The 23,486-nt window shown below is 71.7% G+C and carries 24 protein-coding genes; 10 read left to right on the top strand and 14 right to left on the bottom strand.

All coding sequences use genetic code 11. The annotated features are described in order from the left end of the window. The first annotated feature begins 93 nt into the window (after window positions 1–93). Window positions 94–612, top strand: coding sequence for a DUF402 domain-containing protein (locus tag ACWEFJ_RS17545; protein ID WP_378084629.1), 519 nt, complete (start codon window positions 94–96; stop codon window positions 610–612). On the opposite strand, the gene coaE is transcribed toward ACWEFJ_RS17545, so the two are convergent. From coaE to rpsA, 3 genes are all read right to left on the bottom strand, one after another. After that, entirely contained in the window at window positions 588–1,766 is a 1,179-nt protein-coding gene (gene coaE, locus ACWEFJ_RS17540; protein WP_449714356.1) for a dephospho-CoA kinase, read from the bottom strand. The genes ACWEFJ_RS17545 and coaE overlap by 25 nt on opposite strands. A 28-nt stretch (window positions 1,767–1,794) precedes the next feature. Further along, complete coding sequence (locus tag ACWEFJ_RS17535; protein WP_378084633.1) at window positions 1,795–2,406, bottom strand: hypothetical protein; 612 nt, start codon at window positions 2,404–2,406, stop codon at window positions 1,795–1,797. Window positions 2,407–2,526: 120 nt separating this feature from the next. Continuing rightward, window positions 2,527–4,020: a 30S ribosomal protein S1 gene (gene rpsA, locus ACWEFJ_RS17530; protein ID WP_378084635.1), complete on the bottom strand. Its 1,494-nt coding sequence runs from the start codon at window positions 4,018–4,020 to the stop codon at window positions 2,527–2,529. Window positions 4,021–4,210: 190 nt separating this feature from the next. On the opposite strand from rpsA, the gene ACWEFJ_RS17525 reads away from it, so the two are divergent. The 5 genes from ACWEFJ_RS17525 to ACWEFJ_RS17505 all read left to right on the top strand — a co-directional run bounded on the left by ACWEFJ_RS17525 (window position 4,211) and on the right by ACWEFJ_RS17505 (window position 9,167). Continuing rightward, a complete protein-coding gene (locus ACWEFJ_RS17525) occupies window positions 4,211–5,041 on the top strand; it encodes a class I SAM-dependent methyltransferase (protein WP_449714355.1) in 831 nt (276 codons plus the stop codon). A gap of 10 nt (window positions 5,042–5,051) precedes the next feature. Further along, window positions 5,052–5,975: an N-acetyltransferase family protein gene (locus ACWEFJ_RS17520; RefSeq protein ID WP_449714354.1), complete on the top strand. Its 924-nt coding sequence runs from the start codon at window positions 5,052–5,054 to the stop codon at window positions 5,973–5,975. Between the two features lie 92 nt (window positions 5,976–6,067). Continuing rightward, window positions 6,068–6,685, top strand: a complete 618-nt coding sequence (locus ACWEFJ_RS17515) for a hypothetical protein (protein ID WP_378084641.1) — start codon at window positions 6,068–6,070, stop codon at window positions 6,683–6,685. Beyond that, window positions 6,682–8,577, top strand: a complete 1,896-nt coding sequence (locus tag ACWEFJ_RS17510) for a YhgE/Pip family protein (RefSeq protein WP_449714353.1) — start codon at window positions 6,682–6,684, stop codon at window positions 8,575–8,577. The genes ACWEFJ_RS17515 and ACWEFJ_RS17510 overlap by 4 nt, the downstream gene beginning before the upstream one ends. Next, entirely contained in the window at window positions 8,574–9,167 is a 594-nt protein-coding gene (locus ACWEFJ_RS17505; protein ID WP_378084644.1) for a TetR/AcrR family transcriptional regulator, read from the top strand. The genes ACWEFJ_RS17510 and ACWEFJ_RS17505 overlap by 4 nt, the downstream gene beginning before the upstream one ends. Here the strand turns inward: ACWEFJ_RS17505 and ACWEFJ_RS17500 are convergent. The 4 genes from ACWEFJ_RS17500 to ACWEFJ_RS17485 all read right to left on the bottom strand — a co-directional run bounded on the left by ACWEFJ_RS17500 (window position 9,164) and on the right by ACWEFJ_RS17485 (window position 12,215). Next, on the bottom strand, window positions 9,164–9,739 hold the full coding sequence (locus ACWEFJ_RS17500) for a hypothetical protein (protein ID WP_449714352.1): 576 nt from the start codon (window positions 9,737–9,739) through the stop codon (window positions 9,164–9,166). The two genes, ACWEFJ_RS17505 and ACWEFJ_RS17500, sit on opposite strands and share 4 nt — an antisense overlap. After that, complete coding sequence (locus ACWEFJ_RS17495) at window positions 9,736–10,332, bottom strand: AAA family ATPase (RefSeq protein ID WP_378084648.1); 597 nt, start codon at window positions 10,330–10,332, stop codon at window positions 9,736–9,738. Before ACWEFJ_RS17495 ends, ACWEFJ_RS17500 begins: the two co-directional genes overlap by 4 nt. Window positions 10,333–10,341: 9 nt before the next feature. Then, window positions 10,342–11,637: a Gfo/Idh/MocA family protein gene (locus tag ACWEFJ_RS17490; RefSeq protein WP_449714351.1), complete on the bottom strand. Its 1,296-nt coding sequence runs from the start codon at window positions 11,635–11,637 to the stop codon at window positions 10,342–10,344. Window positions 11,638–11,711: 74 nt separating this feature from the next. Next, window positions 11,712–12,215, bottom strand: a complete 504-nt coding sequence (locus ACWEFJ_RS17485) for a GNAT family N-acetyltransferase (RefSeq protein ID WP_378084652.1) — start codon at window positions 12,213–12,215, stop codon at window positions 11,712–11,714. A gap of 78 nt (window positions 12,216–12,293) precedes the next feature. Between ACWEFJ_RS17485 and ACWEFJ_RS17480 the strand changes: the two genes are divergently transcribed. After that, window positions 12,294–12,749: a winged helix-turn-helix transcriptional regulator gene (locus ACWEFJ_RS17480; RefSeq protein ID WP_449714350.1), complete on the top strand. Its 456-nt coding sequence runs from the start codon at window positions 12,294–12,296 to the stop codon at window positions 12,747–12,749. Between the two features lie 235 nt (window positions 12,750–12,984). Next, window positions 12,985–13,329 carry a hypothetical protein gene (locus ACWEFJ_RS17475; protein ID WP_378084656.1) on the top strand — a complete coding sequence of 115 codons (345 nt, stop codon included), beginning with the start codon at window positions 12,985–12,987 and terminating at the stop codon, window positions 13,327–13,329. Between the two features lie 33 nt (window positions 13,330–13,362). Here the strand turns inward: ACWEFJ_RS17475 and polA are convergent, their stop codons facing one another. Then, on the bottom strand, window positions 13,363–16,038 hold the full coding sequence (gene polA, locus ACWEFJ_RS17470; protein WP_449714349.1) for a DNA polymerase I: 2,676 nt from the start codon (window positions 16,036–16,038) through the stop codon (window positions 13,363–13,365). Between the two features lie 73 nt (window positions 16,039–16,111). On the opposite strand from polA, the gene ACWEFJ_RS17465 reads away from it, so the two are divergent. Next, window positions 16,112–16,513: a hotdog fold thioesterase gene (locus ACWEFJ_RS17465; RefSeq protein ID WP_378084726.1), complete on the top strand. Its 402-nt coding sequence runs from the start codon at window positions 16,112–16,114 to the stop codon at window positions 16,511–16,513. An 85-nt stretch (window positions 16,514–16,598) separates the two neighbouring features. Further along, complete coding sequence (locus tag ACWEFJ_RS17460) at window positions 16,599–17,153, top strand: DUF4352 domain-containing protein (RefSeq protein ID WP_378084660.1); 555 nt, start codon at window positions 16,599–16,601, stop codon at window positions 17,151–17,153. 26 nt (window positions 17,154–17,179) lie between these two features. On the opposite strand, the gene ACWEFJ_RS17455 is transcribed toward ACWEFJ_RS17460, so the two are convergent. From ACWEFJ_RS17455 to ACWEFJ_RS17430, 6 genes are all read right to left on the bottom strand, one after another. After that, window positions 17,180–17,884 (bottom strand): ABC transporter ATP-binding protein, encoded by a 705-nt coding sequence (locus ACWEFJ_RS17455; protein WP_378084662.1) that lies wholly within the window; start codon window positions 17,882–17,884, stop codon window positions 17,180–17,182. Then, complete coding sequence (locus tag ACWEFJ_RS17450; RefSeq protein ID WP_378084727.1) at window positions 17,874–18,614, bottom strand: ABC transporter ATP-binding protein; 741 nt, start codon at window positions 18,612–18,614, stop codon at window positions 17,874–17,876. Before ACWEFJ_RS17450 ends, ACWEFJ_RS17455 begins: the two co-directional genes overlap by 11 nt. Before the next feature lie 32 nt (window positions 18,615–18,646). Continuing rightward, window positions 18,647–19,816: a branched-chain amino acid ABC transporter permease gene (locus tag ACWEFJ_RS17445; RefSeq protein ID WP_378084664.1), complete on the bottom strand. Its 1,170-nt coding sequence runs from the start codon at window positions 19,814–19,816 to the stop codon at window positions 18,647–18,649. After that, window positions 19,813–20,775 (bottom strand): branched-chain amino acid ABC transporter permease, encoded by a 963-nt coding sequence (locus tag ACWEFJ_RS17440; RefSeq protein ID WP_378084666.1) that lies wholly within the window; start codon window positions 20,773–20,775, stop codon window positions 19,813–19,815. The genes ACWEFJ_RS17445 and ACWEFJ_RS17440 overlap by 4 nt, the downstream gene beginning before the upstream one ends. A 125-nt stretch (window positions 20,776–20,900) precedes the next feature. Next, the gene (locus tag ACWEFJ_RS17435) at window positions 20,901–22,076 is read right to left on the bottom strand and encodes a branched-chain amino acid ABC transporter substrate-binding protein (protein WP_378084668.1); all 1,176 of its coding nucleotides are present in this window, start codon (window positions 22,074–22,076) and stop codon (window positions 20,901–20,903) included. Between the two features lie 276 nt (window positions 22,077–22,352). Next, window positions 22,353–22,958, bottom strand: coding sequence for an ANTAR domain-containing response regulator (locus ACWEFJ_RS17430; RefSeq protein ID WP_449714348.1), 606 nt, complete (start codon window positions 22,956–22,958; stop codon window positions 22,353–22,355). Between the last annotated feature and the right edge of the window lie 528 nt (window positions 22,959–23,486).

The following is a 23,486-nucleotide window of genomic DNA, read 5'->3' as shown; positions in this document are numbered from 1 at the left end:
CACCCGATAGTGACCGCATACCACACAGACCGTGATGTAACGAATCGACCTGCTCAGTTACCCGCAGCACACTTCCGGCTACCCTCGGATCGCGTGGGAGCGGTCATCACACCTCAGCTGGTCGACGTGGTCGACACCATCAGCGCAGTTCGGAGCTACTCCAGCGGGACGTCGCGGTACCTGACGACGTGCCGGGTGGAGCCCTGGGGGCTGCGGCTGGAGTGCCCCACGCCGGAGGACCCGTTCTCCGATTCGGAGGTCACCTGGTTGATGCCCGACCTCGGGCTCCGGCTGACCCACCACCGACCCCGCTCCCGCCACGCCCGCAGCGGCCCGAGCGTGCTCAGCGCGGTCCGCGTGCAGCGCGACGGCCGCGCCTGGCGCACCACCGACCTGCTCCTCGGCCTCGCCGTGCCGGGCGGCACCACCGCGCGGATCGTGCGCTGCGAGGAGTTCGCCGCCGCCGTCGCCGGGCGCGTGCTCGGCCCCGACGACGCCGACCAGGCGCTGCGCACCGTGCACCGCACGCTCGAAGAGGTCAGCCTGCACCGGCACGACCTCGGCGCGTGGCTGACCCACCGGGGCATCTACGACGTCTGGCCGTCCCTGTAGAACGCCGCCACGCGCGCCGTCGCCGCGGCCATCCACGGCTCCTTCGACTCGGCGTACCCGAGATCGGTGTCGTCTCCCCGGTGCCGCTCCGCCAGCTCCCGCTTCAGCGCCGCGTACTCGTCCCGCGCCGCCGCGTCGGCCCGCAGCCAGTCGCGGAACCGGATCGCCCAGTTCCACGCCGGACCGCCCTCCACCCTCACGTGCAGGTTGACGCACCGGCCCGGGTCCGCGCCCGAGTGCAGCCGCTCGTGCCAGTCCTCCGGCGCGTGGCCCTCGTGCCGCACGCCGTCCTCGGCGAGTCCCCGGCTCGGGAACCCGGCCTGCGCCAGCGCCTCCTCCAGCTCCGCGGCCTCGGCCAACGACCGCACGCCCAGCTGGAAGTCCAGCACGTCCTTCGCGGGCAGGCCGGGCACCGCCGTGGAGCCGATGTGCTCCACCGTGCGGCCGCCCGCAGCCAACCCGATGCGCGCCGCGACCCGCCGGGCCTGCGCCGGCCACGTCTCGTCGTACGGCACCACGACCGGCGGGCCGTAGGGGGCGTGGCGGCGCAGCCGGACGTTCGACTCGTACCGCACCAGCCGGTCCGCCCACAGCGCGTCCACCCGGGCCAGCACCACGTCGGGCGTGCCGGAGTTGTCCAGCCACACGTCCGCCACGGCCCGGCGGCGCTCGTCGTCGGCCTGCGCGGCGATGCGCCTGCGCGCGTCCTCCTCCGGCAGGCCCCGGTCCCGCAGCCGGACCAGGCGCTGGTCGAGGTCCGCGTGCACGATCAGGACCAGGTGGTAGAGCGGGGCCATGTCCTTCTCCACCAGCAGCGGCACGTCGTGCACCACGACCGCGTCCGGTGGCGCGGCCGCGATCAGCTCGGCCGTGCGGGCGGCGATCCTCGGGTGCGTGATGCCGTTCAGCGTGGCCAGGGCCCGCTCGTCGCCGAACACCCTCGCCGCGAGCGCCGGCCGGTCCAGCGCGCCGTCCGGGCCCAGCACCTCCGCGCCGAACGCCTCCACGACCTCGCGCAGCCCGTCGGTGCCCGGCGCGACCACCTCGCGCGCCAGCACGTCGGCGTCGATCACCACCGCGCCGTGCTCGGCGAGCCTGCCCGCCACCGTCGACTTGCCCGACCCGATTCCCCCGGAGAGGCCCACGCGCAACATGGCGACCAGCCTGCCACGCGGCGGATCGTCAGGAGCCCTCGACGGGGGTCATGGACTGCTGGGCGATCGCGGCCAGGAAGCCGCCGATCGCGTCGTCGGGCAGGACGCCCGCCTTGGCGCGGGCCACGAACGTCGTCTTGCCGAGCCACCCCATGAGCAGCCGCTCGTCCTTGGTGGTGACGAGTTGGCCCTTCCGCCTGCTCACGTCGACCTCCTTGACCGTGCCGCCCTCCTGCCGTTCGGCGGCCACGCTCTCCTCGACCCGCCCCTTCGCGGTGGGCTCGTCGGTGTAGGTGGCCAGGCCGACGATCACCGGCGCGGCCGTGAGCGGCTGGCGCTCCGGCACCCCGTAGTAGCAGTCGATCTTGCCGGTGCGGCCGAGCGACGGCTCGGGGATGCCGATGATCGTCTTCAGCTCGCCCGGCAGCTCGCGCCCGAGTTTCTGGTTGAACACCTCGACCGGGACGACCAGCTCGCAGTCGTCGGGGATCGGGCGGTCCACCATCTGCGGGATGCGGCTGATCGTGGTGGGCGGCAGGATCGTCGGGATCTGCGGCTGGGTCACGGGCTGGGGCTGCACGGCGGCGCACCCCGCGCACGCGAGCACCGCAACCGCCGTCGCCAGCACCGTTTTCCGCACGCTCATAGGATGCTCAACTTAGCGCACGGCAACGCTTTCCCGCCCTGATCGGGTGAACGACGATCGCCCCCCGCCCGAGGTGGGCGAGGGGCGATGCGTCAGTCAGTCGACCGGTGCGGCTCAGGCGCCGCCCGACAGCTTCTCGCGGAGCGCGGCGAGCTGCTCGTCGCTGGCCAGGGTGCCGCCGGCCTGGGCCGGGGCGCCCGTGCTGGACGACGCGGCGGCGGGGGCGTCACCACCGGAGGAGTAGTTGGTCTCCCCGGCGGCCTCCTCCTCGGCGGCGGCGGCCTTGGCGACCTGCTTCATGTGGGCCTCGTAGCGCGTGTGGGCCTCGGCGTACTGCCGCTCCCACTCCTCGCGCTGCTTGTCGAAGCCTTCCTGCCACTCCTGGGTCTCCGGGTCGAAGCCCTCGGGGTAGATGTAGTTGCCCTGCTCGTCGTACTCGGCGGCCATGCCGTACTGGGTCGGGTCGAACTCGGAGTCGACCGTGAAGCCCTCGTTGGCCTGCTTGAGCGACAGCGAGATGCGGCGGCGGTCCAGGTCGATGTCGATGACCTTGACCATGACGTCGTCGCCGACCTGCACGACCTGCTCCGGGATCTCCACGTGGCGCTCGGCCAGCTCGGAGATGTGGACCAGGCCCTCGATGCCCTCGTCCACCCGAACGAACGCGCCGAACGGCACGAGCTTGGTGACCTTGCCCGGCACGATCTGGCCGATCGCGTGGGTGCGGGCGAACTGGCGCCACGGGTCTTCCTGCGTCGCCTTGAGCGACAGCGACACGCGCTCGCGCTCCATGTCGACGTCCAGGACCTCGACCGTGACCTCCTGGCCGACCTCGACGACCTCGGACGGGTGGTCGATGTGCTTCCAGGACAGCTCCGAGACGTGCACCAGGCCGTCCACGCCACCCAGGTCCACGAAGGCGCCGAAGTTGACGATGGAGGACACGACGCCCTTGCGGACCTGGCCCTTCTGCAGCTGGTTGAGGAACTCGCTGCGGACCTCGGACTGGGTCTGCTCCAGCCACGCGCGGCGGGACAGGACCACGTTGTTGCGGTTCTTGTCCAGCTCGATGATCTTCGCCTCGAGCTCGCGGCCCACGTAGGGCTGCAGGTCGCGGACGCGACGCATCTCGACCAGGGAGGCGGGGAGGAAGCCGCGCAGGCCGATGTCCAGGATCAGGCCGCCCTTGACGACCTCGATGACCGTGCCCTTGACGGGCTCGTCCTTCTCCTTGAGGGCCTCGATGGTGCCCCACGCGCGCTCGTACTGGGCGCGCTTCTTGGAGAGGATCAGCCGACCTTCCTTGTCCTCCTTCTGGAGAACCAGGGCCTCGACCTCGTCACCGACCTTGACGACCTCGTTCGGGTCGACGTCGTGCTTGATCGACAACTCGCGCGAGGGGATGACACCCTCGGTCTTGTAGCCGATGTCGAGCAGGACCTCGTCCCGGTCGACCTTGACGATGGTGCCCTCGACGATATCGCCATCGTTGAAGTACTTGATGGTCTTGTCGATGGCGGCGAGGAAGTCCTCCTCCGTCCCGATATCGTTGATAGCGACCTGCTTCGGCGCAGCGGCGACCGGGACAGTGGTGGTGTCGGTGGACATTAGGTAGGTGGCTCCGGTACGGATTGGGGTTTGTGGCCTGCGGGTTCAACGCTACGCGGAGGGCGCGCCCACCGCGAAGACCCACTCGGCGGAGACCAGGCGATCGAGGACAGCGCGAACCCACTACGCGGGCGATATCGTACGCGGTTCGAAGCTCGCCGGGCAAACCGGCACCCTTGAATGGAGCAGTGTGTCCGACCAGCACGCGAGCGCCGAACTGGCGCTCGGCACCACCGGCATCGCCAAGCGGGGCGTGGACGCGGCCGAGTCGCGCGCGGCCAACCGCCTCTGGTGGGACGCCGACGCCGACGACTACCACGCCGAGCACGGCGACTTCCTGGGCGCGGCCGACTTCGTCTGGTGCCCCGAGGGCGTCCGCGAGGAGGAGGTCGGCTACCTCGGCGACGTGCGCGGGCGCCGGGTGCTGGAGGTGGGCTGCGGCTCCGCGCCGTGCGCGCGGTGGCTGACCGCCCGGGGCGCGCGGGCGGTGGCCTTCGACCTCTCGGCCGGGATGCTGCGGCACGCGGTGGCGGCGAACGCGGCCACCGGGGTGGCCGTGCCGCTGGTGCAGGCCAGCGCCGACCAGCTGCCGTTCGCGTCGGGCAGCTTCGACGCGGCCTGCTCGTCGTTCGGCGCGGTGCCGTTCGTGGCCGACGTGGGCGAGGTCTTCCGCGAGGTGGCGCGGGTGCTGCGGCCGGGCGCGCCGTGGGTGTTCTCCGTGACTCACCCGATCAGGTGGATTTTCCCGGACGACCCGGGCCCCGCCGGCCTCACCGTCACCCAGTCGTACTTCGACCGCACGCCGTACGTCGAGGTGGACGACGCCGGCCGGGCGACGTACGTGGAGCACCACCGGACCACCGGTGACTACGTGCGGGCGCTCGTCGGCGCGGGGTTGGAGCTGCTGGACGTGGTGGAGCCGGAGTGGCCCGCCGGCCACACCCGCACGTGGGGCCAGTGGAGCCCGCTGCGCGGGCGGCTGTTCCCGGGCACCGCGATCTTCCGGACGCGCAAGCCGTAGCCTGCCTGGCATGACCGTCGGTCAAGGGCTGGTGGAGGCGCAGAGCGCGCGCTTCGCGAGCGTCGACCCGCTGCTGCCGGCCGTGGTCGCGCCGCCGGACGGCGACGTCATCACCGCGGCGCTGCCGGACGGCACGAGGGTCGCGGGCGTGCTCCAGCGCCAGGTGCACGACCGGCGGTCGCCGGCCCGGCTGTGGTCGGCCACCGAGGTGTGGGAGCTGACGCCGCTGCTGGGCGCGGCCGGCGCGGCGGGCATGGACGTGCTGCTGCGGGCCTGGCGCAAGCGCCTCGACCTGCTGCGACCCGCCGAACGGGACTCGGCGTGCGTGCTGACCTGGCCGAGCCGGGACGCGGAGGCGACGCGGGCGCTGCTGGACCACGGCCTGGTGCCGCTGACCGTGATCGCGGTGCGGCAGGCGCCCCCGCCGCCCGCGCCGACCGGGGTGGCGATCCGCCGGGCCACGCCCGCCGACCTGGAGACGGTGCTCACCCTCGCGCTCGCCGAGCTGCGCTACTCGTCCATGGTCGGCTCGACGGTGCACCGGCCGGACGCGGCGGAGCTGAAGCGGCGGACCCTGGCCGAGCGGCTGGCGGCGGGCGGGCCGGCGTGGCTCGCGGAGCGGGACGGCATCGCGGTGGCCCTGGCCGAGTGCGCGGTGGTGACCTCGGAGCCGGGGAACTGGACCGCGACCAGGCTGCCGCACGGTCGCTGGGGGTACGTGAACTGCGTCTCGGTGCTGCCGGGCGCCCGCGGCGCGGGGGTGGGCCGGCGGCTGATGGCGCACGCCCACCGGGAGCTGCACCGGCTGGGCACGGTGGGCACCTACCTCTACTACAACCCGCCGAACCCGTTGTCCTCGGTGTTCTGGCCCCGGCAGGGCTATCGTCCACTGTGGACGATGTGGGAGGTCCGGCCGGCCGGGGCGTTGCGCTAGCCGCGCGCCACGTCACACCACGTCGGGTTGCGAGGCGTCCTCACCCAGGCCACTATTTGGACTGACCAGTCAGTTCAAAAGGAGGTCGCACGGTGCGCATCCACGCTCGGCGCGTCGGCGTCACCGGGCCGCACGGCCCGCTGCTCAAGCCGACGTCGCTGCTGGTCGAGCCGGGTCGGCTGGTGCTGGTGGCGGGCGAGCCGGGGGCCGGGCAGACCGCGCTCGGCCTGGTGCTCTCCGGCCGCATGCACCCGACCACCGGCACCGTCACGCCGTCGGCCGCCGAGTTGCGCGAGCACGTCGTGCTGGTCGACTCCCCCGGCGTCAGCGAGCCCGAGCCCGCCCTGACCCTGGCCGCCGTGGTCGGCGAGGAGCTGGCCGTCAACGGTGCGCGCAGCGGTCGCAAGGCGGTGGCCGACTGGCTGGTCGAGCGGGGCGCGGACGAGCACCTGGACGCGCGGTTCGAGCAGGTCCCGGCCGCCACGCGGTGCGCGCTGATGCTGGAGCTGGCCGCCGGCCGCCCCGGCGCGACCACCCTCGTGCTGGACAGCCCCGACCGCTACCACGGCGATCCGGAGGGGTGGGTCGGGCTGGCCCGCCGGCACGTCACGCCCGACCGGTCCGTCGTCGCCCTGTGCACCACCACCAGCGCCGCCGTGCTCGACGTGCCCGTCGCGCGGATCGGCGCGGACAACGAGGAGCCCGAGTGACCTCCGTGCGGATGGCGTTCAACGAGCTGCGCCGCGTCACCTCCGGCAAGCTGCCCAAGCTCGCCGTGCTGGCGCTGGTCCTGGTGCCGCTGCTGTACGCGGCGCTGTACCTGTACGCCAACAAGGACCCGTACGCGCACCTCAACCAGGTGCCCGCGGCCCTGGTCGTGGAGGACGAGGGCGCGACCGCGAGCGACGGCACCCGCCTGGACGCGGGCGAGCAGGTCGCCGACGAGCTGGTCCGGGGCGACCGGTTCGACTGGCGCCGGGTCGACACCGAGCAGGCCGAGGACGGCGTACGCAACGGCGCCTACACGTTCGCGCTGACCCTGCCCTCGGACTTCTCCAAGTCGCTGCTGTCGTCGGGCGACTTCACGCCCCGGCAGGGCGTCATCGTGCTGACGACCAACGACGCGAACAACTACCTCGGCTCGACCATCGCCAACCAGGTCGTGGCCGAGGTGCGCCGGTCGGTGTCGGTGAAGGTGGGCGCGGAGGCCGCGGACAAGCTGCTGCTCGGCTTCTCGACCATCCGGCAGAAGACCGCCGAGGCCGCCGACGGCGCGACCAGGCTCGCCTCGGGCCAGCAGGACGCGTACACCGGCGCGCAGCAGCTCGCCGACGGCACGGCGCCCCTGGCCGACGGCGCCGCGCAGCTCGCGTCGGGCCTGACCCGGCTGCGCGACTCGACGGCCGACCTGCCGGTCCGGTCCCAGCAGCTCGCGTCCGGGGCCAAGCAGGTCGCCGACGGCAACGAGACCGTCGCCCGGACCGCCGAGGACTACGCCGCCAAGGCGCAGGACCTGGTCAACCGGCTGGACGCGGTCAACGGCGACGTGGCGACCAGGCTGCGCGCGCTCGGGTTCACCGAGGATCAGGTGCAGCGCGTGCTCGGCGCCCTGGGCGAGGCCCGCCGCCCCCTGGACGAGGCCAACGGCAAGGTGCAGGGCACGGCCGGGCAGCTGCGCGCGCTGGCCGACGGCGCGCGGCAGGTGTCCGACGGCGCGGCGCAGCTCGCCGCGAGCACGCCGGCGCTCACCAGCGCCATCACCCAGCTGAACGACGGCGCGGCGCAGGTGTCGTCGGGGGCGGCGCAGGTCCGCGACGGCGCGGTGCGGCTGCGGGACGGCGAGGCGCAGCTCGTGGACGGCGCGAACCGGCTGCGCGACGGGCTGAACGAGGGCGTCTCGCAGATCCCGAACCCGGACGACCCGACCCGCGAGTCGACCGCGCAGACCATCGGCGACCCGGTGAACGTGCGCGGGGTGAGCCAGACCTCGGCGGGCAGCTACGGCGCCGGGCTCGCGCCGTTCTTCCTCGGCCTGGCGACCTGGATCGGCGCGTTCGTGCTGTTCCTGCTGCTGCGACCGCTGTCGCGGCGCGGGCTCGCGGCCGGCCGGTCGCCGTTGCGGGTCGCGGTGGGCGGCTGGCTGCCGGGCGTGCTGCTGGGCGCGGCGCAGGTCGTGGTGATGTACGCGGTGGTCACGCTGGTGGTGGACATCCGGCCGGCGAACCCGGTGGGCGCGCTGGCGTTCCTGCTGCTGGTGTCGGCGACGTTCGTGGCCGTGCTGCACGCGCTGAACGCCCTGTTCGGCGCGGTCGGCAAGTTCATCGGCCTGGTGCTGCTGATCCTGCAGCTGGTGAGCGCGGGCGGCACGTTCCCGTGGCAGACGATCCCCGTGCCGCTGTACCCGCTGCACTACGGGCTGCCCATGGGCTACGCGGTGGACGGCCTGCGGCACCTCATGTACGGGGGCTCGCTGGGCGGTGTGGGCCGGGACGCGCTCGTCCTCGCGGGGTACCTGGTGGCGGCCCTTGCCTTGACGACGCTCGCCGCGTACAAGCAGCGGGTGTGGACGCCCACCCGCCTCAAACCCGAACTGGTGCTGTGACCGGCCCGCGGCCCGGCCGCACCGCCGTGACCAAGCAGAAGCTGTTCGACGCCGCGCTGCGGCTGGTCGGCGAGCGGGGCGCGGCGAGCGTCACGGTGGACGAGATCGCCGCCGAGGCGGGCGTGGCGAAGGGCACCGTCTACTACAACTTCGCCAGCAAGGACGCGCTGGTCGACGCGCTGCTGCGGCACGGGGTGGACCTCCTGGCCGCGCGGCTGCGCGCGGCCGAGGAGGAGGACGACACGTCCGCCGCGATGGCGTCGCTGGTGGACGGGATGCTCGGGTTCTTCGCCGAGTACCCGGCGTTCGGGCAGCTGCTGGTGTCGGAGCTGTGGCGCACGCCGGGCCAGTGGCACGGCACGTTGAGCCTGCTGCGCGACGACATCGTGTCCATCGTGCGCGGCCAGGTGCAGCGCCTGGCCGACGCCGGGCGGCTGCCCGGGGGCGTGCAGGTGGGCACGGCGTCGGCGGCGTTGTTCGGCACGCTGCTGGTGACCGCGCTGGACTGGCAGGTGTTCCAGCCCGAGCGCAGCCTGGCCGACGTGCGCGAATCGGTGTTGTCGCTGGTCCGGGGCCTGCGGTCGGACTAGTGCCGCATGACCCGGGTGTCCACCTCGCCCACCTGGTGCACCGACGGCGGACGGCCGTCCAGGGCCCGCCGCACCGCCTCCAGCACGCCGACCGACGCCTCCTCGTGGCTGAGCCAGCGGGTGCCGCCGCCGTGCCGGGTGAAGCCCAGCACGACCTGCTGCGTCGGGTGGCCCTCCAGCACCGGGTCGGGCACGCCCCGCACCGGCTGGATGGCGCCGCTGTCGTGCACCTCGACCACCGGCGCGCCCGGCGCGAGCAGGGGCGCGACGGCCCGCAGCACCGGTTCCCGGTAGCTCGCGTGCACCCAGGCGACCAGCAGGTCGGCCGGCCCGTCCACCACCGCCCGGACGCGGTCGGCCAGCTCGTCGGGTCTGGTCCAGTCGGCGGCCACCGCCACCCGCTGCCGCGGCACGTGGCCGCGCCCGCGCAGGGCCGCCGTCGCCGCGCTGCCCAGCACCCCCTCGGGCCGCCGGCAGGGCAGGACCACCCGCCACCCCTGCGCGACCAACTCGTCCGCGCACCCCTTGAGCATCCCCGTGCCGCCCAGCACCAACGCCGTCCGCTCGCTCATCGCACCGACTCCTCGCCGCGCTCCGCGGCCCGCCGCAGCGGGCCGGACCACCATTGGTCGACCTCACGCTGCCCGCGCAGCCGCACCACCGCCAGCCGGTCCGCGTGCGCTCCCCCGAGCACCTCGCGGACCCGCTCGCCGGTGCGGGCGTGCGACCTCCAGGCCCACCGCAGCAGGTGTTCGGGATCGGTGAACACCGTGCGCAGCGGTGGTTCGACGTTGCCGTTCCACAGCTCCTCGCGGCGGATCCGGCGCCGCACCGTCCGCACGGTGACCCGGCGCATCACCACGTGCCGCGGGTGGTCCAGCCAGACCAGCGTGTCGGCGTGCTCCAGGAGTAGCGGCCGGGCCAGGCTGTACTGCCACTCCGTGGCCCACGCGTCGCCCTTGACGAACCGGCGCACGTCGGCGAGGAACTCCGCCCTGGGGGTCCACTGTGGACCGTGGTACAGCGAGTCCATCTCCACATAGGACAGACCGAGGGCGCGCGCGACGGAACCCGCCAGGGTCGTCTTGCCGGAGCCGGACGTGCCCGTGACGAGCACCCGGCGCGGCGGGTGCGGCAACTCGTCGGCTGGTCCCAGGAGCGGCACCCGGCCAGGCTACCGCCAACCGCGGTCGAACAACTCCGCCACGCGCACGGGTCGCCCGGTCTCCAGGCTGCGGTTGGCCGCGAACCCGGCGACCAGCGACAGCAGGCCGTCGCGGTGCGTGGCCCGGCGGCCCAGCGGGTCGGGCTGCCCCGGCGGCCCGTAGAGCACCTCGGTCATCCGCGCGTCCGCGCCGCCGTGCCCGACGCCGTCGGACCCCTCCAGGGGGATCTCCTCCGCTCGTCCGAACAGCGGCTGCACGGTCAGCCGGACGTGCCCCTCCTCGGGGTTGGCCTCCTTGCCGTGCACGGCAGGCTGCTGCCCGCCGACCCAGCTGTTCTCCACCACCTCCAGCTCCAGCCGGCCGCGGCTGCCGTTGACCATCAGCCGGTAGCCCTCCCACGGCGAGTAGGCCGTGAGGTGGTAGGTCAGGTTGGTCCCGTCGGCGTAGCGCAGCAGCACCGAGATGTCGTCCTCAATGGACACACCCGGCGCGAACGGGTTCCGGTCGCGGACGTAGCCGTCCTCGTGCTCGGCGTCGAGGTAGAGCCGGCGCAGCCAGTCGTCGCGCTCGACGTGCAGCGCGAACGGGTCGTCCAGCGCCTCCGGCGAGCCGTGCACCCGGTCGTAGGGGCGGTGGTTGCCGTGGCGCCTGCCGTTCTCGTCGCCGTAGAAGAACAGCCGGCCGTGGGCGTAGACGACCTCGGGCGTCGAGCCGACCCACCAGTTGAGGAGGTCGAAGTGGTGCGTGGCCTTGTGCACCGCCAGGCCGCCGGAGTTGGCCTTGTCGCGGTGCCAGCGGCGGAAGTAGTCGGCGCCGTGGCGGACGTCGAGCAGCCACTCGAAGTGCACCGAGCCGATCTCGCCGACCGCGCCGCCCGCCAGCAGCTCGCGGACCTTCTCGTGGACCGGGTTGTACCGGTAGTTGAACGTGACGGTGACCCGGCCGCCGGTGCGCTCGACGGCGTCGAAGACCTTGCCCGCGCCGGCCTCGTCGACGGTCATGGGCTTCTCGGTGATGACGTCGCAGCCCGCGTCCAGCGCCTCGACGATGTAGGTGTCGTGGTGGCGGTCGACGGTGCAGACGACGACCACGTCCACCCGTTCGGCCTCGATCATCCGGAGGAAGTCGCCGGCGGCGTAGGTCGGCACGGGCCGGTCGAGGCGCGCGTTGTGCGCGGCCATGCGGACGGGGTTGACGTCGCAGAACGCGACCAGCTCGCCCTGCCCGGGGTGTCCGACGACGGCGTCGACGTGCAGCTCGGCCCGCGCGCCGGCGCCCACGACCGCGTAACGCCTCCGTGCCATGCCAGCCTCCTGGTAAGCGTTTTCCACACGCTATCCCGCGCGGGCCGGAGGGCGTCAAGCCCGACTGCCGCCCCTCACCACCGCAGGTCCGCCACCAGCTCCTCGTGGGTCAGCTCGAACGTCAGCGGGTAGCTGACCCGGATCACGTCGTCCTCCTCCCGGACCAGGCGCGCGCCGGGGAACACGCGCCCGACCAGGCGCAGCATCGGCTCGTTCTCCCCCAGCACGTCGCCGTGCAGCTCGGTGTAGCGCAGGTCCGTGGCGAGCCGGCCCAGTTCGGTGATGAGCCGGGTGCCGACGCCCCTGCGCTGCCACGGGTCCACCACGGCGAGCGCGATCTCGGCGGTGTCGTCGCCGGTCGCGATCAGGCGGGCGATGCCGATCGGCGCGCGGCGGCACTCGGCGACGACCGCGACCTTGCGCCGGCCGTCGAGGTCGGTGAGGCGGCGGCGCATCTCGGCGGTGAGCCGCGGCACCGGGGCGTGGAAGCGCAGGTAGCGGCTGCGCGCGGACAGGCCGTGGAACACGGCGTCGACGGCGCGGCCCGCCTCGGCGGCGTGCAGTTCGCGGACCCTCATGACGAACGACCCCCTGAGTTCGGATTCCGAACCCTAGCTGGGTACGTTTTCCGAACGCAAGGGGTATCGTCGGTGGACATGGCCCACGTGAAGGTTGCCGACGAGCTGTGCACCGTGTCGTTGCCCGCCGCCCTGCTGGGCGAGCGGTGGACGTTGCTGCTGCTGAGGCAGGCGTTCCTGGGCACGCGGCGGTTCGAGGACTTCCAGACCGCGATGGACATCTCCCGCAGCGTGCTCACCGAGCGGCTGGGCACGCTGGTCGAGGAGGGCATCCTGCGCCGCGAGGCGTACAAGGACGTGCGGACGCGCTACGAGTACCGGCTCACCGAGAAGGGCCTGGACCTCTACCCCGTGCTGATGGCGCTGCGGAAGTGGGGCGACCGCTGGATGTCGCCGCCCGAGGGCCCGTCGTTCGACCTGAACCACCGGGGCTGCGGCGGCGGCGTCGGCGTGCACGTGGCGTGCGAGGGATGCGGGGCCGAGCTGACCGCGCGCGACGTGCGGGTCACGCCGCTGCGCCCGTCACGTGCCTGAGGCGGGGAAGCACCGCGACGACGAAGGCCGGCGCCCCCGGCGGTGACGCCCGCACCGGGCACCGGAGCGGCATTCCGTCACCATTCGTGCGCACCACCGGAATGAGGACTCCCTTTCCGGTGAATTATCGCACTCCATCGGATATCTTCGCGTGCACTCCATTCGGGAATTGCCGGCACGGAAATGTGCCTCCTAGGGTCGGGAACCCGGACCCGACGGCGAAGGAGGACCCCTGATGGCGAGGGCAGCGAGGGCACTGGCGGCGGCGCTCGGGGTGGCGTTCGCGCTCGGCACGGCGGCGGGCGCGGCGGCCGCGACCACCCCGCCCGACCCGCCCGACGAGCAGCGCACGGAGCTGGGCGGGGTGGACCTCGCCCAGTTCTGCGTCGCGTTCGGCCACCGGGACCTCACCCTGCTCGACCCCGGCACCGTCTGGGACTGGCGCTGCGTCGAGCAGGACGGCGGCCTGGTGGACATCAACATGAGCGCCGCCTGCCAGTGGCAGTACCGCGAACAATGGGCCAAGCCCGACTTCCGCGACGAGTGGGACGGGTACAGCTGGTACTGCTACCTCGACTGACCCTCCCCCGACCACGCGGCCGGACAGCGGGGCTCAGTGGGCGGCGGCGTCCCAGGAACGGCCGACGCCCACCGAGACCTCCAGCTCCACCGACAGCTCGTAGGCGCCGCCCATCTGCGCGCGCACCAGCGACTCGACCTGCTCCCGCTCGCCCTCGGCGATCTCCAGCACCAGTTCGTCGTGCACCTGCAGCAGCATCCGCGACCGCAGGCCCGACTCCTCCAGCGCGCGGAACACGCCGAGCATCGCCACCTTGATGATGTCCGCCGCGCTGCCCTGGATCGGCGCGTTCAACGCCATCCGCTCGGCCATCTCGCGGCGCTGGCGGTTGTCGCTGGTCAGGTCGGGCAGGTAGCGCCGGCGGCCGAGGATCGTCTCGGTGTAGCCCTTCTTCCGCGCGTCCTCCACCACCGCGTGCAGGTAGTCGCGCACCCCGCCGAACCGGGCGAAGTACGCCTCCTTCTGCTCCCGCGCCTCGGCCGCCGAGATCCGCAGCTGCTGGGCGAGCCCGTACTCGGACAACCCGTACGCCAGGCCGTACGACATGGCCTTGACCCGGCGGCGCTGCTCGGCGGTGACCTCCGAGGTCGGCACCGAGAACGCCCGGGACGCGACGAACGTGTGCAGGTCCTCGCCGCTGCGGAACGCCTCGATCAGGCCCTCGTCCTCGGACAGGTGCGCCATGATCCGCATCTCGATCTGGCTGTAGTCCGCCGTCATCAGCTCGGCGAAGCCCGGCCCGACCACGAACGCCTCGCGGATGCGCCTGCCCTCGTCGGTGCGGATCGGGATGTTCTGCAGGTTCGGGTCGGTGGACGACAGCCGCCCCGTCGCCGCGATCGTCTGGTGGAACGTGGTGTGGATGCGGCCGTCGTCGGCCACCGACTTGAGCAGCCCGTCGACGGTCGACTTCAGCCTGGTCACGTCCCGGTGCGCGAGCAGGTGCTGGAGGAACGGGTGCTGGGTGGCCTCCAGCAGGTTCTGCAACGCGTCCGCGTCCGTCGTGTACCCGGTCTTGGTCTTCTTCGTCTTCGGCATCTGCAGCTCGTCGAACAGCACGGTCTGCAGCTGCTTGGGCGAGCCGAGGTTGATCTCCTTGCCGATCACCGAGTACGCGTCCTGCGCGGCCTGCTTCACGCCCGCCGCGAAGTGCGCCTCCAACGCGGCCAGGTGCTCGGCGTCGATCGCGATGCCGACCGCCTCCACCTCGTCCAGCACCATCATCAGCGGCAGCTCCAGGGTCGCCAGCAGCGACTCCTGGCCGGTGGCCACCAGCTCCGCGTCCAGCGCGTCGGCCAGCTCCGCCACCGCGAACGCCCGCACGATCGCCGCCTGGGCCGTCTTCTGCCGCTCCTCGGCCTCGTCGGCGAGCAGCGAGAGCTGCCCGTCGTCGGGCTCCTCGGCGCGCAGCTCCCGCTTGAGGTAGCGCAGCGCCAGGTCGTCCAGCGCGAACGACCGCTGGCCCGGCCGCACCAGGTAGGCGGCCAGCGCGGTGTCGCTGGTCACGCCGCGCAGCCGCCAGCCGCGCGCCCGCAACGCCCGCAGCGGCAGCTTCAGGTCGTGCGCCGCCTTCGCCACCGACTCGTCGGCCAGCCACGCGGCCAGCGCGTTCTCGTCCGCCTCGGTCAGCGACGCGACCTCGACGTACCCGCCCTCGCCGCCGACCGCGGCCAGCGCCAGGCCCTCCAGGTCGCCGTTCGCGGCGCGGAAGGCGACGCCGACCCGGCCGGACCGCGCGTGCGCGTCGAGCCAGGCCGCCACCCCGCCCGCGGGCACCTCGCCGCCGCGGACCGCGAAGCCCTCGTCGGCCTCCGGCTCGGCGGTGGACAGGGTGGAGAACAGCCGGTCCCGCAGCACCCGGAACTCCAGCTCGTCGAACAGCCGGTGCACCGCGTCCCGGTCCCACGGCCGGGCCTGGAGGTCGGCCGGGCCCACGGGCAGCTCCACGTCCCGCACCAGCTCGGTGAGCTGCCGGTTCAGCATGATGTTGGCCAGGTTGGCCCGCAGCGCCTCGCCGACCTTGCCCGGCACCTCGTCGACGTGGTCGATCAGGCCGTTCAGCGAGCCGAACTGGGTGAGCAGCTTCACGATCGTCTTCGGGCCGACGCCGGGGGTGTTCGGCAGGTTGTCCGACGAGTCGCCGCGCACCGCGGCGTAGTCGGCGTACAGCTCGGGCGGCACGCCCTGCTTCTCCAGCACCAGCTCGGGGGTGTAGCGGGCCATCTCGGACACGCCCTTGACCGGGTACAGCACCGTCACCCGGTCGGTGACCAGCTGCAACGCGTCGCGGTCGCCGGTGCAGATCAGCACCTCGAAGCCCAGCGCCGTGGCCTGCGTGGTCAGCGTGGCGATCAGGTCGTCGGCCTCGTAGTTGGCCTTGGACAGCACCGGGATGTTCAGCGTGCCCAGCACGTCCTCGATCAGGCTCACCTGGCCGCGGAACTCGTCCGGCGTCTCGCTGCGACCGGCCTTGTACTCCGCGTAGGCCTCGGTGCGGAACGTCTTGCGCGAGACGTCGAACGCCACCGCGATGTGCGTCGGCTTCTCGTCCCGCAGCAGGTTGATGAGCATCGACGTGAAGCCGTAGACCGCGTTGGTGGTCTGGCCCGTGCCCGTCTGGAAGTTCTCCTTGGGCAGCGCGAAGAAGGCGCGGTAGGCCATGGAGTGGCCGTCGACCAGCAGCAGGCGGGAGGCTTCTGAAGTGCTCACGCGGCGAGTCTAGGGTGGGGGTCCGACAGTTCTGCACCGACTGGAGCAACCCGTGACGCCAGCCCCCGAGGACATGCCCGGCGCCGACCAGGCCGTCGCCCACGAGCAGCTCACCACGAAGCTCGGCATCGAGATCACCCGATGGGATGCCGACCGGCTGGTCGGGACGATGCCGGTCAAGGGCAACCGCCAGCCGTACGGGCTGCTGCACGGCGGCGCGAACGCGGTGCTGGCCGAGACGCTGGGCTCGGTCGCCGCGGCCATGCACGCCGCCCCGGAGCGGATGGCCGTGGGCCTGGAGCTGTCGTGCACGCACCACCGGGCCGTCGCCGAGGGTGTCGTCACGGGGGTGTGCACGCCGATCCACCGCGGTCGCAGCACCGCCACCTACGAGATCGTCATCACCGACGAGCAGGGGCGGCGCGCCTGCACGGCCCGGCTGACCTGCTTCCTCAAGGAAGCCACGAAGGGGTGAACCCGAAACGACCCGATCGGGTGAAATGCGATTCGGGTCCCGCGGGTGTGCAATTCGAGGTGCAGCGGGTGAGGCGGAGGTGGACGTGCGGCGTCTGGTGGCGGTGATGGCCGTGGTGCTGGCGGCGGCCGGGTGCGGTGACGCGCCGGTGGTCGCGGGCCCCGAGACGTCGGCCTCGCCGGCGGCCACCTACCCGGTGCCCCCGGAGACCGTGCGGCCGGACGAGAAGCCGCTCAAGATCCCCACCACGGCGGACGGCGACACCGCGTTCACGCTGGTCGGGCTCACCACCGAGATGCCGACGCTGATCGGCAGCCACGCCGAGTTCCACGCCAAGGGCCAGTTCGTCCGGATCCGGATGAGCGTGATCAACAACGGTCGCAGCAGCGTGCAGTTCAACGCCCGCCGGCACGTCCTGGTGGACGACCGCCGCGGCGAGCACGAGGTGGACTCGCAGGCCATGACGATCAAGCGGCAGCCGGAGTCGCTGGACCTCGGCGCGAACGTGCGGCTGGAGTACGACGTCTACTACGACGTGCCCCGGGACGTGAAGCCGCTGGCCCTGCGCGTCTACGGCGGGCCGACGCTGACCGACATGAAGGACGAGGCGGGCACCGAGATCCCGCTGGCCCAGCCGTAGCCGGACCGGCGGGATCCCGGTCACCGTCAGTGACCGCCGAGGTACGCCGCGCGCACCTGGGGGTCGTCCAGCAGCTCCGGGCCGGGGGCGCTCTTGACGACCCGGCCGGTCTCCAGCACGTACGCGCGGTCGGAGAGCTTCAGCGCCTGCTGCGCGTTCTGCTCGACCAGCAGCACGGTCGTGCCGCGCTGGTTGATCTCCTTGATGATCTCGAAGATCTGCGCGATGAGCATGGGCGCGAGGCCCATCGACGGCTCGTCCAGCAGGAGCACCTTCGGCTTGGTCATCAACGCCCGGCCGATGGCGATCATCTGCTGCTCGCCGCCGGACATCGTGCCGCCGAACTGGTTCTTGCGCTCCGCCAGCCGCGGGAACAGCTCGTAGACCTCGGCCAGGTCGGCGTCGAGCGAGTCACGACGGGTGTAGGCGCCCATCAGCAGGTTCTCCTGCACCGTCATGCCGGGGAACACGCCCCGGCCCTCCGGCGACTGCCCGATGCCCGCGACGACCCGCTTGTGCCCCGGCATCTTGGAGATGTCCTGGCCGTTGAACAGCACCTGGCCGCTGGTCAGCGGGCGCAGCCCGGAGATCGTCTTCAGCGTGGTGGTCTTGCCCGCGCCGTTCGCGCCGATCAGCGAGACGATCTCACCGTCCGCGACCTCCAGGCTGATGCCCTTGATCGCGGCGATCTTGCCGTAGTGGACGTGGATGTCCTTCAGCTCAAGAAGCATCTTCGGACACCCCCAGGTACGCCTCGATCACCTTCGGGTTGTTCTGCACCTCTTGCGGGAGCCCTTCTGCGATCAGCTGGCCGAAGTCCAGCACCGCGACGCGGTCGCTGACGCCCATGACCAGGCTCATGTCGTGCTCGATCAGCAGCACGGTCCGGCCGCTGTCGCGGATCTTGCGGATCAGCGCCTGCAACGCCTCCTTCTCGGCCGGGTTCATGCCGGCCGCCGGCTCGTCGAGCAGGAGCAGCTTCGGGTCCGTGGCCAGCGCGCGGGCGATCTCCAGCCGCCGCTGGTCGCCGTACGGGAGGTTCTTCGCGGTCTCGGTCATCCGGCCGGGGATGCCGACGAAGTCGAGCAGCTCCCGCGCCAGCTCGCGGCCGCGCCGCTCCTCCTTCCGGTGCCAGGGCAGGTTGAGCGTCGCGCCGATCGCACCGGTCTTGTGGTGCGCGTCCGCGCCCACCATCACGTTCTCCAGCGCCGACATGTTGTGGAACAGCCGGATGTTCTGGAACGTGCGGGCGATGCCCATCTTGGTGATCTTGAACCGCTTGCTGCCGTCGATCCGCGCGCCGTTGAACAGCACCTGGCCCTCGGTGGGCTGGTAGACGCCGGTGACCACGTTGAACACGGTGGTCTTGCCCGCGCCGTTGGGCCCGATCAGGGCGAAGATCTCGCCCTGGCCGACGCTGATCTTCGCCTCGCGCAGGGCGACCACGCCGCCGAAGCGCATGGTCACGTTGTCCAGCTGAAGGACGGGAGTGCTCACTTGGCCGCCTCCGTCGTCGAGACCTCGGTGTCCGGACCCGCGACCTCGGCGCCCATGGTGCCCATGCCGCCGGTGCCCTCGTGCAGCTCGGCCTTGCGCCTGCGGGAGGGCAGCAGGCCCTCCGGCCGCAACGCCATCATCAGCACGAGCACGCCGCCGAACAGCAGGATGCGGAACTCGGCCGGGTCCTTGCCGCCGAGCGCCGTCTTCAACCAGTCGACCTCGCGGAACCGCTCGGGCAGCCAGGCGATGACGAACGCGCCGAGCATGACGCCGGGCAGGTTGCCCGAGCCGCCGAGCACGACCGCGGCGAGGATGGTCGCGGACAGGATGAACGGGAACGTGTTCGGCTCGATGAACACGGCCTTGCCCGCGTAGATGCCGCCGGCCAGGCCGCCGATCATCGCGCCGATGGCGAACGCCAGCAGCTTGAACTTGAACGTCGGCACGCCCATCAGCTCGGCCGCGTCCTCGTCCTCGCGGATCGCCGCCCACGCGCGACCCACGCGGCTCTTCTGCAACCGCACCGAGAAGATGATGACCAACACGATGGCGGCCACGATCAGGTAGTAGTACGGCGCGGGCAGCACGCCGAACTCCAGGCCCAGGTAGGGCATGTCGTCCGGGTGCGGGATCCCGGTGATGCCGCGCGCGCCACCGATCTCGTCGGTGTTGTTCGCGGTGATGCGGATGATCTCACCGAAGCCGAGCGTCACGATCGCCAGGTAGTCGCCGCGCAACCGCAGCGTCGGCGCGCCGAGGATCACGCCCGAGACGGCCGCCAGGAAGATGCCGAACACCACCGTCGGCCAGTAGGACCAGCCGTGCTCGGTGGCGAAGTAGGCGAGCGTGTAGCCGCCGATGGCGAAGAACGCGACGAAACCGAGGTCGAGCAGGCCCGCCTGGCCGACCACGACGTTCAGGCCGACGGCCAGCAGGATGTAGGTGCCGATCGGGTAGATCAGCACGGTCGTCCAGTCGGAGCCGGGCGACATGAACGTCCCGATCCACGGCGCCGGGAGGATCAGCGCGAAGACGATCGCGCCCAGGTACACCAGGTACCGCTGCCAGGTCTTGGCGTGCTCCCACCAGTCGCGTGCGCCGTCGAACAGGGCGCCCACGCGCCTCAACGGATTCGCGTTGCCAGTCACTCCGTTGCCTTTCATGCGCGGGCCTTCTGCAGGGATTCGCCCAGGATGCCGGTCGGCCGGAACATGAGCACGACCACCAGCACGGTGAACGCGATCACGTCCTTCCACTCCGAACCCAGGAAGATCGCGCCCCAGTTCTCGATGAGGCCGAGCACGATACCGCCGAGCAGGGCACCGCGCAGGTTGCCGATACCGCCGAGCACGGCGGCGGTGAACGCCTTGATGCCGAGCACGAAACCGACGTTGAAGACCGTGTTCTCGAACTCCATCAGGTACAGCGCGCCCGCCACGCCCGCCATCGCGCCGCCGAGCAGGAAGGTGACCCGCACGATGTTGTCGATGCTGACGCCCATGAGGACGGCGGCCTCGGGGTCCTGCGCCGTGGCGCGGATGCCGCGACCGATCTTGGTCCGGTTCACCACGCGGTCCAGCGCGATCATCATGATGACCGCCGCGACCACGACGATGATGTGGTCGACGCGGACGGCCGCGTTGCCGATGGTGAACACCGTGTCGCGGTCGACGATGCGCGGCGAGGACTGCTGGTTGCGGCCCGCGTTGCCGGTCAACCAGGGGATGATGACCAGCGCGAACAGCTCTTGGAGGAACAGCGACGCGCCGATCGCGGAGATCAGCGCGGTGAGCCGGGTCGCGCCCTTTCTGCGCAGCGGCCGGTAGGCCACCAGCTCCAGCAGGACCGCGGCGCCGCCGGATACCGCGGCGGACAGCACGATGATCAACAGCATCACGCCGAACAGGGCGATCCCGGTGAGCGGCGACGCGGGTGCGATCGCGGTGATCACCACGAGCGACGTGAACGTGCCGATCATGAAGATCTCGGAGTGCGCGAAGTTGATCAGACGCAGCACGCCGTAGACCATCGTGTAGCCGAGGGCGACGAGCGCGTAGATGGAGCCGAACACCAGTCCGCCCACCGTGCTGGGTAGGAACTGGTTGAGGAAATCATCAAGCATGACAGGTTTGCCTCACGAGACGGGCGGGGAGAGAAACTTCGCCATAGGGGTGGGGAGCGGGAGCTGTCGTTCCCACGACACTCCCGCTCCCCAGCGCGCCAGCTTGCTGCCTATTCCGTCTCGGCTCAGCCTTCGAGCTTGGCGGACTCGGCCGCGCCCAGCAGCTTCACCTTGCCGTCCTTCACCTGGTAGATGAAGATCGCGTTGTTCTCCGGCTCGCCGTTCGCCTTGAACTTGATCGGCTTGGAGACACCGTCGAAGCTGACGGTCTTGAGGAACTCGTTGATCTTCTCGCCGGTGGTGTTGCCCGCCTCGACGGCCTTGATGAAGGCGGTCGCGGCGTCGTAGCCCTCGGTCGCGTAGATCGCCGGGTCGACGTTCGCGCTCTTCTTGTAGTTGTCGAAGAACGTCTTCAGCGCGCCCGTGACGTCCGACGTCGGGATGTTGCACGGGCAGGCGAGGACGGCGCCCTCGGCCGCGTCGGCGCCGGCGCCGGTCACGAGCTGCTGGTCGAGCGAGCCGTCACCGGAGGCGAAGATGGTCTTCACGCCACCGTCGCGGAGCTGCTTGAGCAGGCGGCCGGCCTGCGCGTAGTAACCGCCGAAGACGATGACGTCCGGGTTGGCCGCGGCGACCTTCGTGACCGTGGACGAGTAGTCGGACGCGTCCTTCGAGAACTTGTCCCGCTCGACCGTGACACCGGCGCCCTCGAACGACTTGGCGACGGCGTCGGCCAGGCCGACGCTGTACTCCTGGTCGTCGGACAGGACGAACGCCTTCTTCGGGCTCTTGGCCTTCACCAGGAAGTCGGCGATGCCGGGGCCCTGGTCGGAGTCGTTCGCCACGACGCGGTGCCAGTAGGTCCAGCCGTTGTTGGCCAGGTCGGGGTTCGTCGCGGACGGCGAGATGCTGGGGATCTTCCCCTCCTCCAGCTGACCGCCGATGGCCTTCGACTCACCCGAGAACGCCGGGCCGATGAGGCCGACGATCTTGTCCTGGGTGATGGCCTTCGTGATCAGCGAGGTGGCCTGGTCGGCCTTGCCCTGGCTGTCGTACGGCACCAGCTCGATCTTGATCTTGGGGTTCTTGGCGTTGTACTCCTCGACCGCCATCACGGCCCCGTTCCGGGGCGGGATCACGATCGCCGCGTTCTCACCGGTGAGGTCACCCATGAACCCGATCTTGACCGAGGTGACGTCGCCGCCCCCGTCGCCACTGCCGCCGCCTCCAGCGCAAGCCGCGAGCACCAGCGACGAAGCCGCCGCCAGCGCCAGAACTCGGCCGAGTCGTGCTCCTGACACCGGAATACCTCCCATGACCAACCAGCCCGCCGGTAGGCGGAGCCCTCACACGAGGGCGTGGGTTAGGGCAGGAACGTAGCTTCAGTTGAACTCGGTGAACAGGTGGTCTTACTGCTCTGTGTCCACATCGTGACGGTAGTCACGGGAAAATCGCCTGCGGTTAACAACCTCAAATCCAGCTCAAATCGCCGCAGGTCACAAGGTCAATGCGCGCAGTAACCAAGAATGACCAACGGGACCCGTCCGATACTCGAACAGGTATCGCAGTGGTGATACTCACCCGAAGTTTTCGATGACGGCTTCCGCGACGGCCTTCATGGTCGTGCGGCGGTCCATCGCGGTGCGCTGCACCCAGCGGAATGCCTCGGGCTCCGACAGACCCTGCTTGGTCATCAGCAATCCCTTGGCGCGCTCGACGACCTTGCGCGTCTCCAGCCGCTCGGTGAGCCCGGCGACCTCGTTCTCCAACGCCTGCAGCTCGGCGAACCGGCTCATCGCCAACTCGATGGCGGGCACCAGGTCGCGCTTGGCGAACGGCTTGACCAGGTAGGCCATCGCGCCCGCGTCCCGGGCCCGCTCCACCAGGTCGCGCTGGCTGAACGCGGTGAGGATGACGACCGGCGCGATGCGCTTGCCCGCGATCACCGACGCGGCCTCGATGCCGTCGACCTTCGGCATCTTCACGTCCATGATGACCAGGTCGGGCCGCAACTCGGTGGCCAGCGTGACCGCCTCGTCGCCGTCGGCGGCCTGACCGGCCACCTCGTACCCCTCCTCGCGGAGCATCTCGACCAGGTCGAGGCGGATGAGGGCTTCGTCCTCGGCCACGAGGACACGCCGGGGCGTGACCTCTGGCTGGGCCTCGGCAGCCGGATGGGTCACCGGGGTCCTCCTGACACTCTGACGGCGGCTCGACGCGGTCGCGTCGCGTGAAACCGCAGTCTACCGGCGGGCCCGGCGCTGTCCGCGCGGTTGGGCCGTGATCACGGCCACCGGGTCCGACTTCGTCGGTTCGGGTGGCCGCGATCGGCCGAACGCGGGATCGCACGCCCGCCGGTTACCGCACCGGTTCCCGGCAACTTCTCACGCACCGGCCCGAGCGGACAGCCGGCCGACGCGCGACCCGGCGACCGCACCGACTCCACCCGACCCGACACCGCCCGCCCGGGCTTCGCGCGCACCAGGCCGGGCAGAGCTGGGGGCTGGGCAGGACCGGGCGAGCGGGGCGGGGCCGGGCAGGACCGGGCCGGGCAGGGCGCGGCAGGGCCGGGCAGGGCGCGGCAGGGCCGGGCCAGGCCAGGCAGGGCCGGGCCAGGCAGGGCCGGGCCAGGCCAGGCAGGGCCGGGCCAGGCAGGGCCGGGCCAGGCCAGGCAGGGCCGGGCCAGGCAGGGCCGGGCCAGGCCAGGCAGG

The sequence above is a fragment of the Actinosynnema sp. NPDC004786 genome (genome assembly GCF_053601135.1).
Note: the sequence above shows the minus strand (reverse complement) of the source record. Positions and strands in the feature narration are given on the sequence as shown.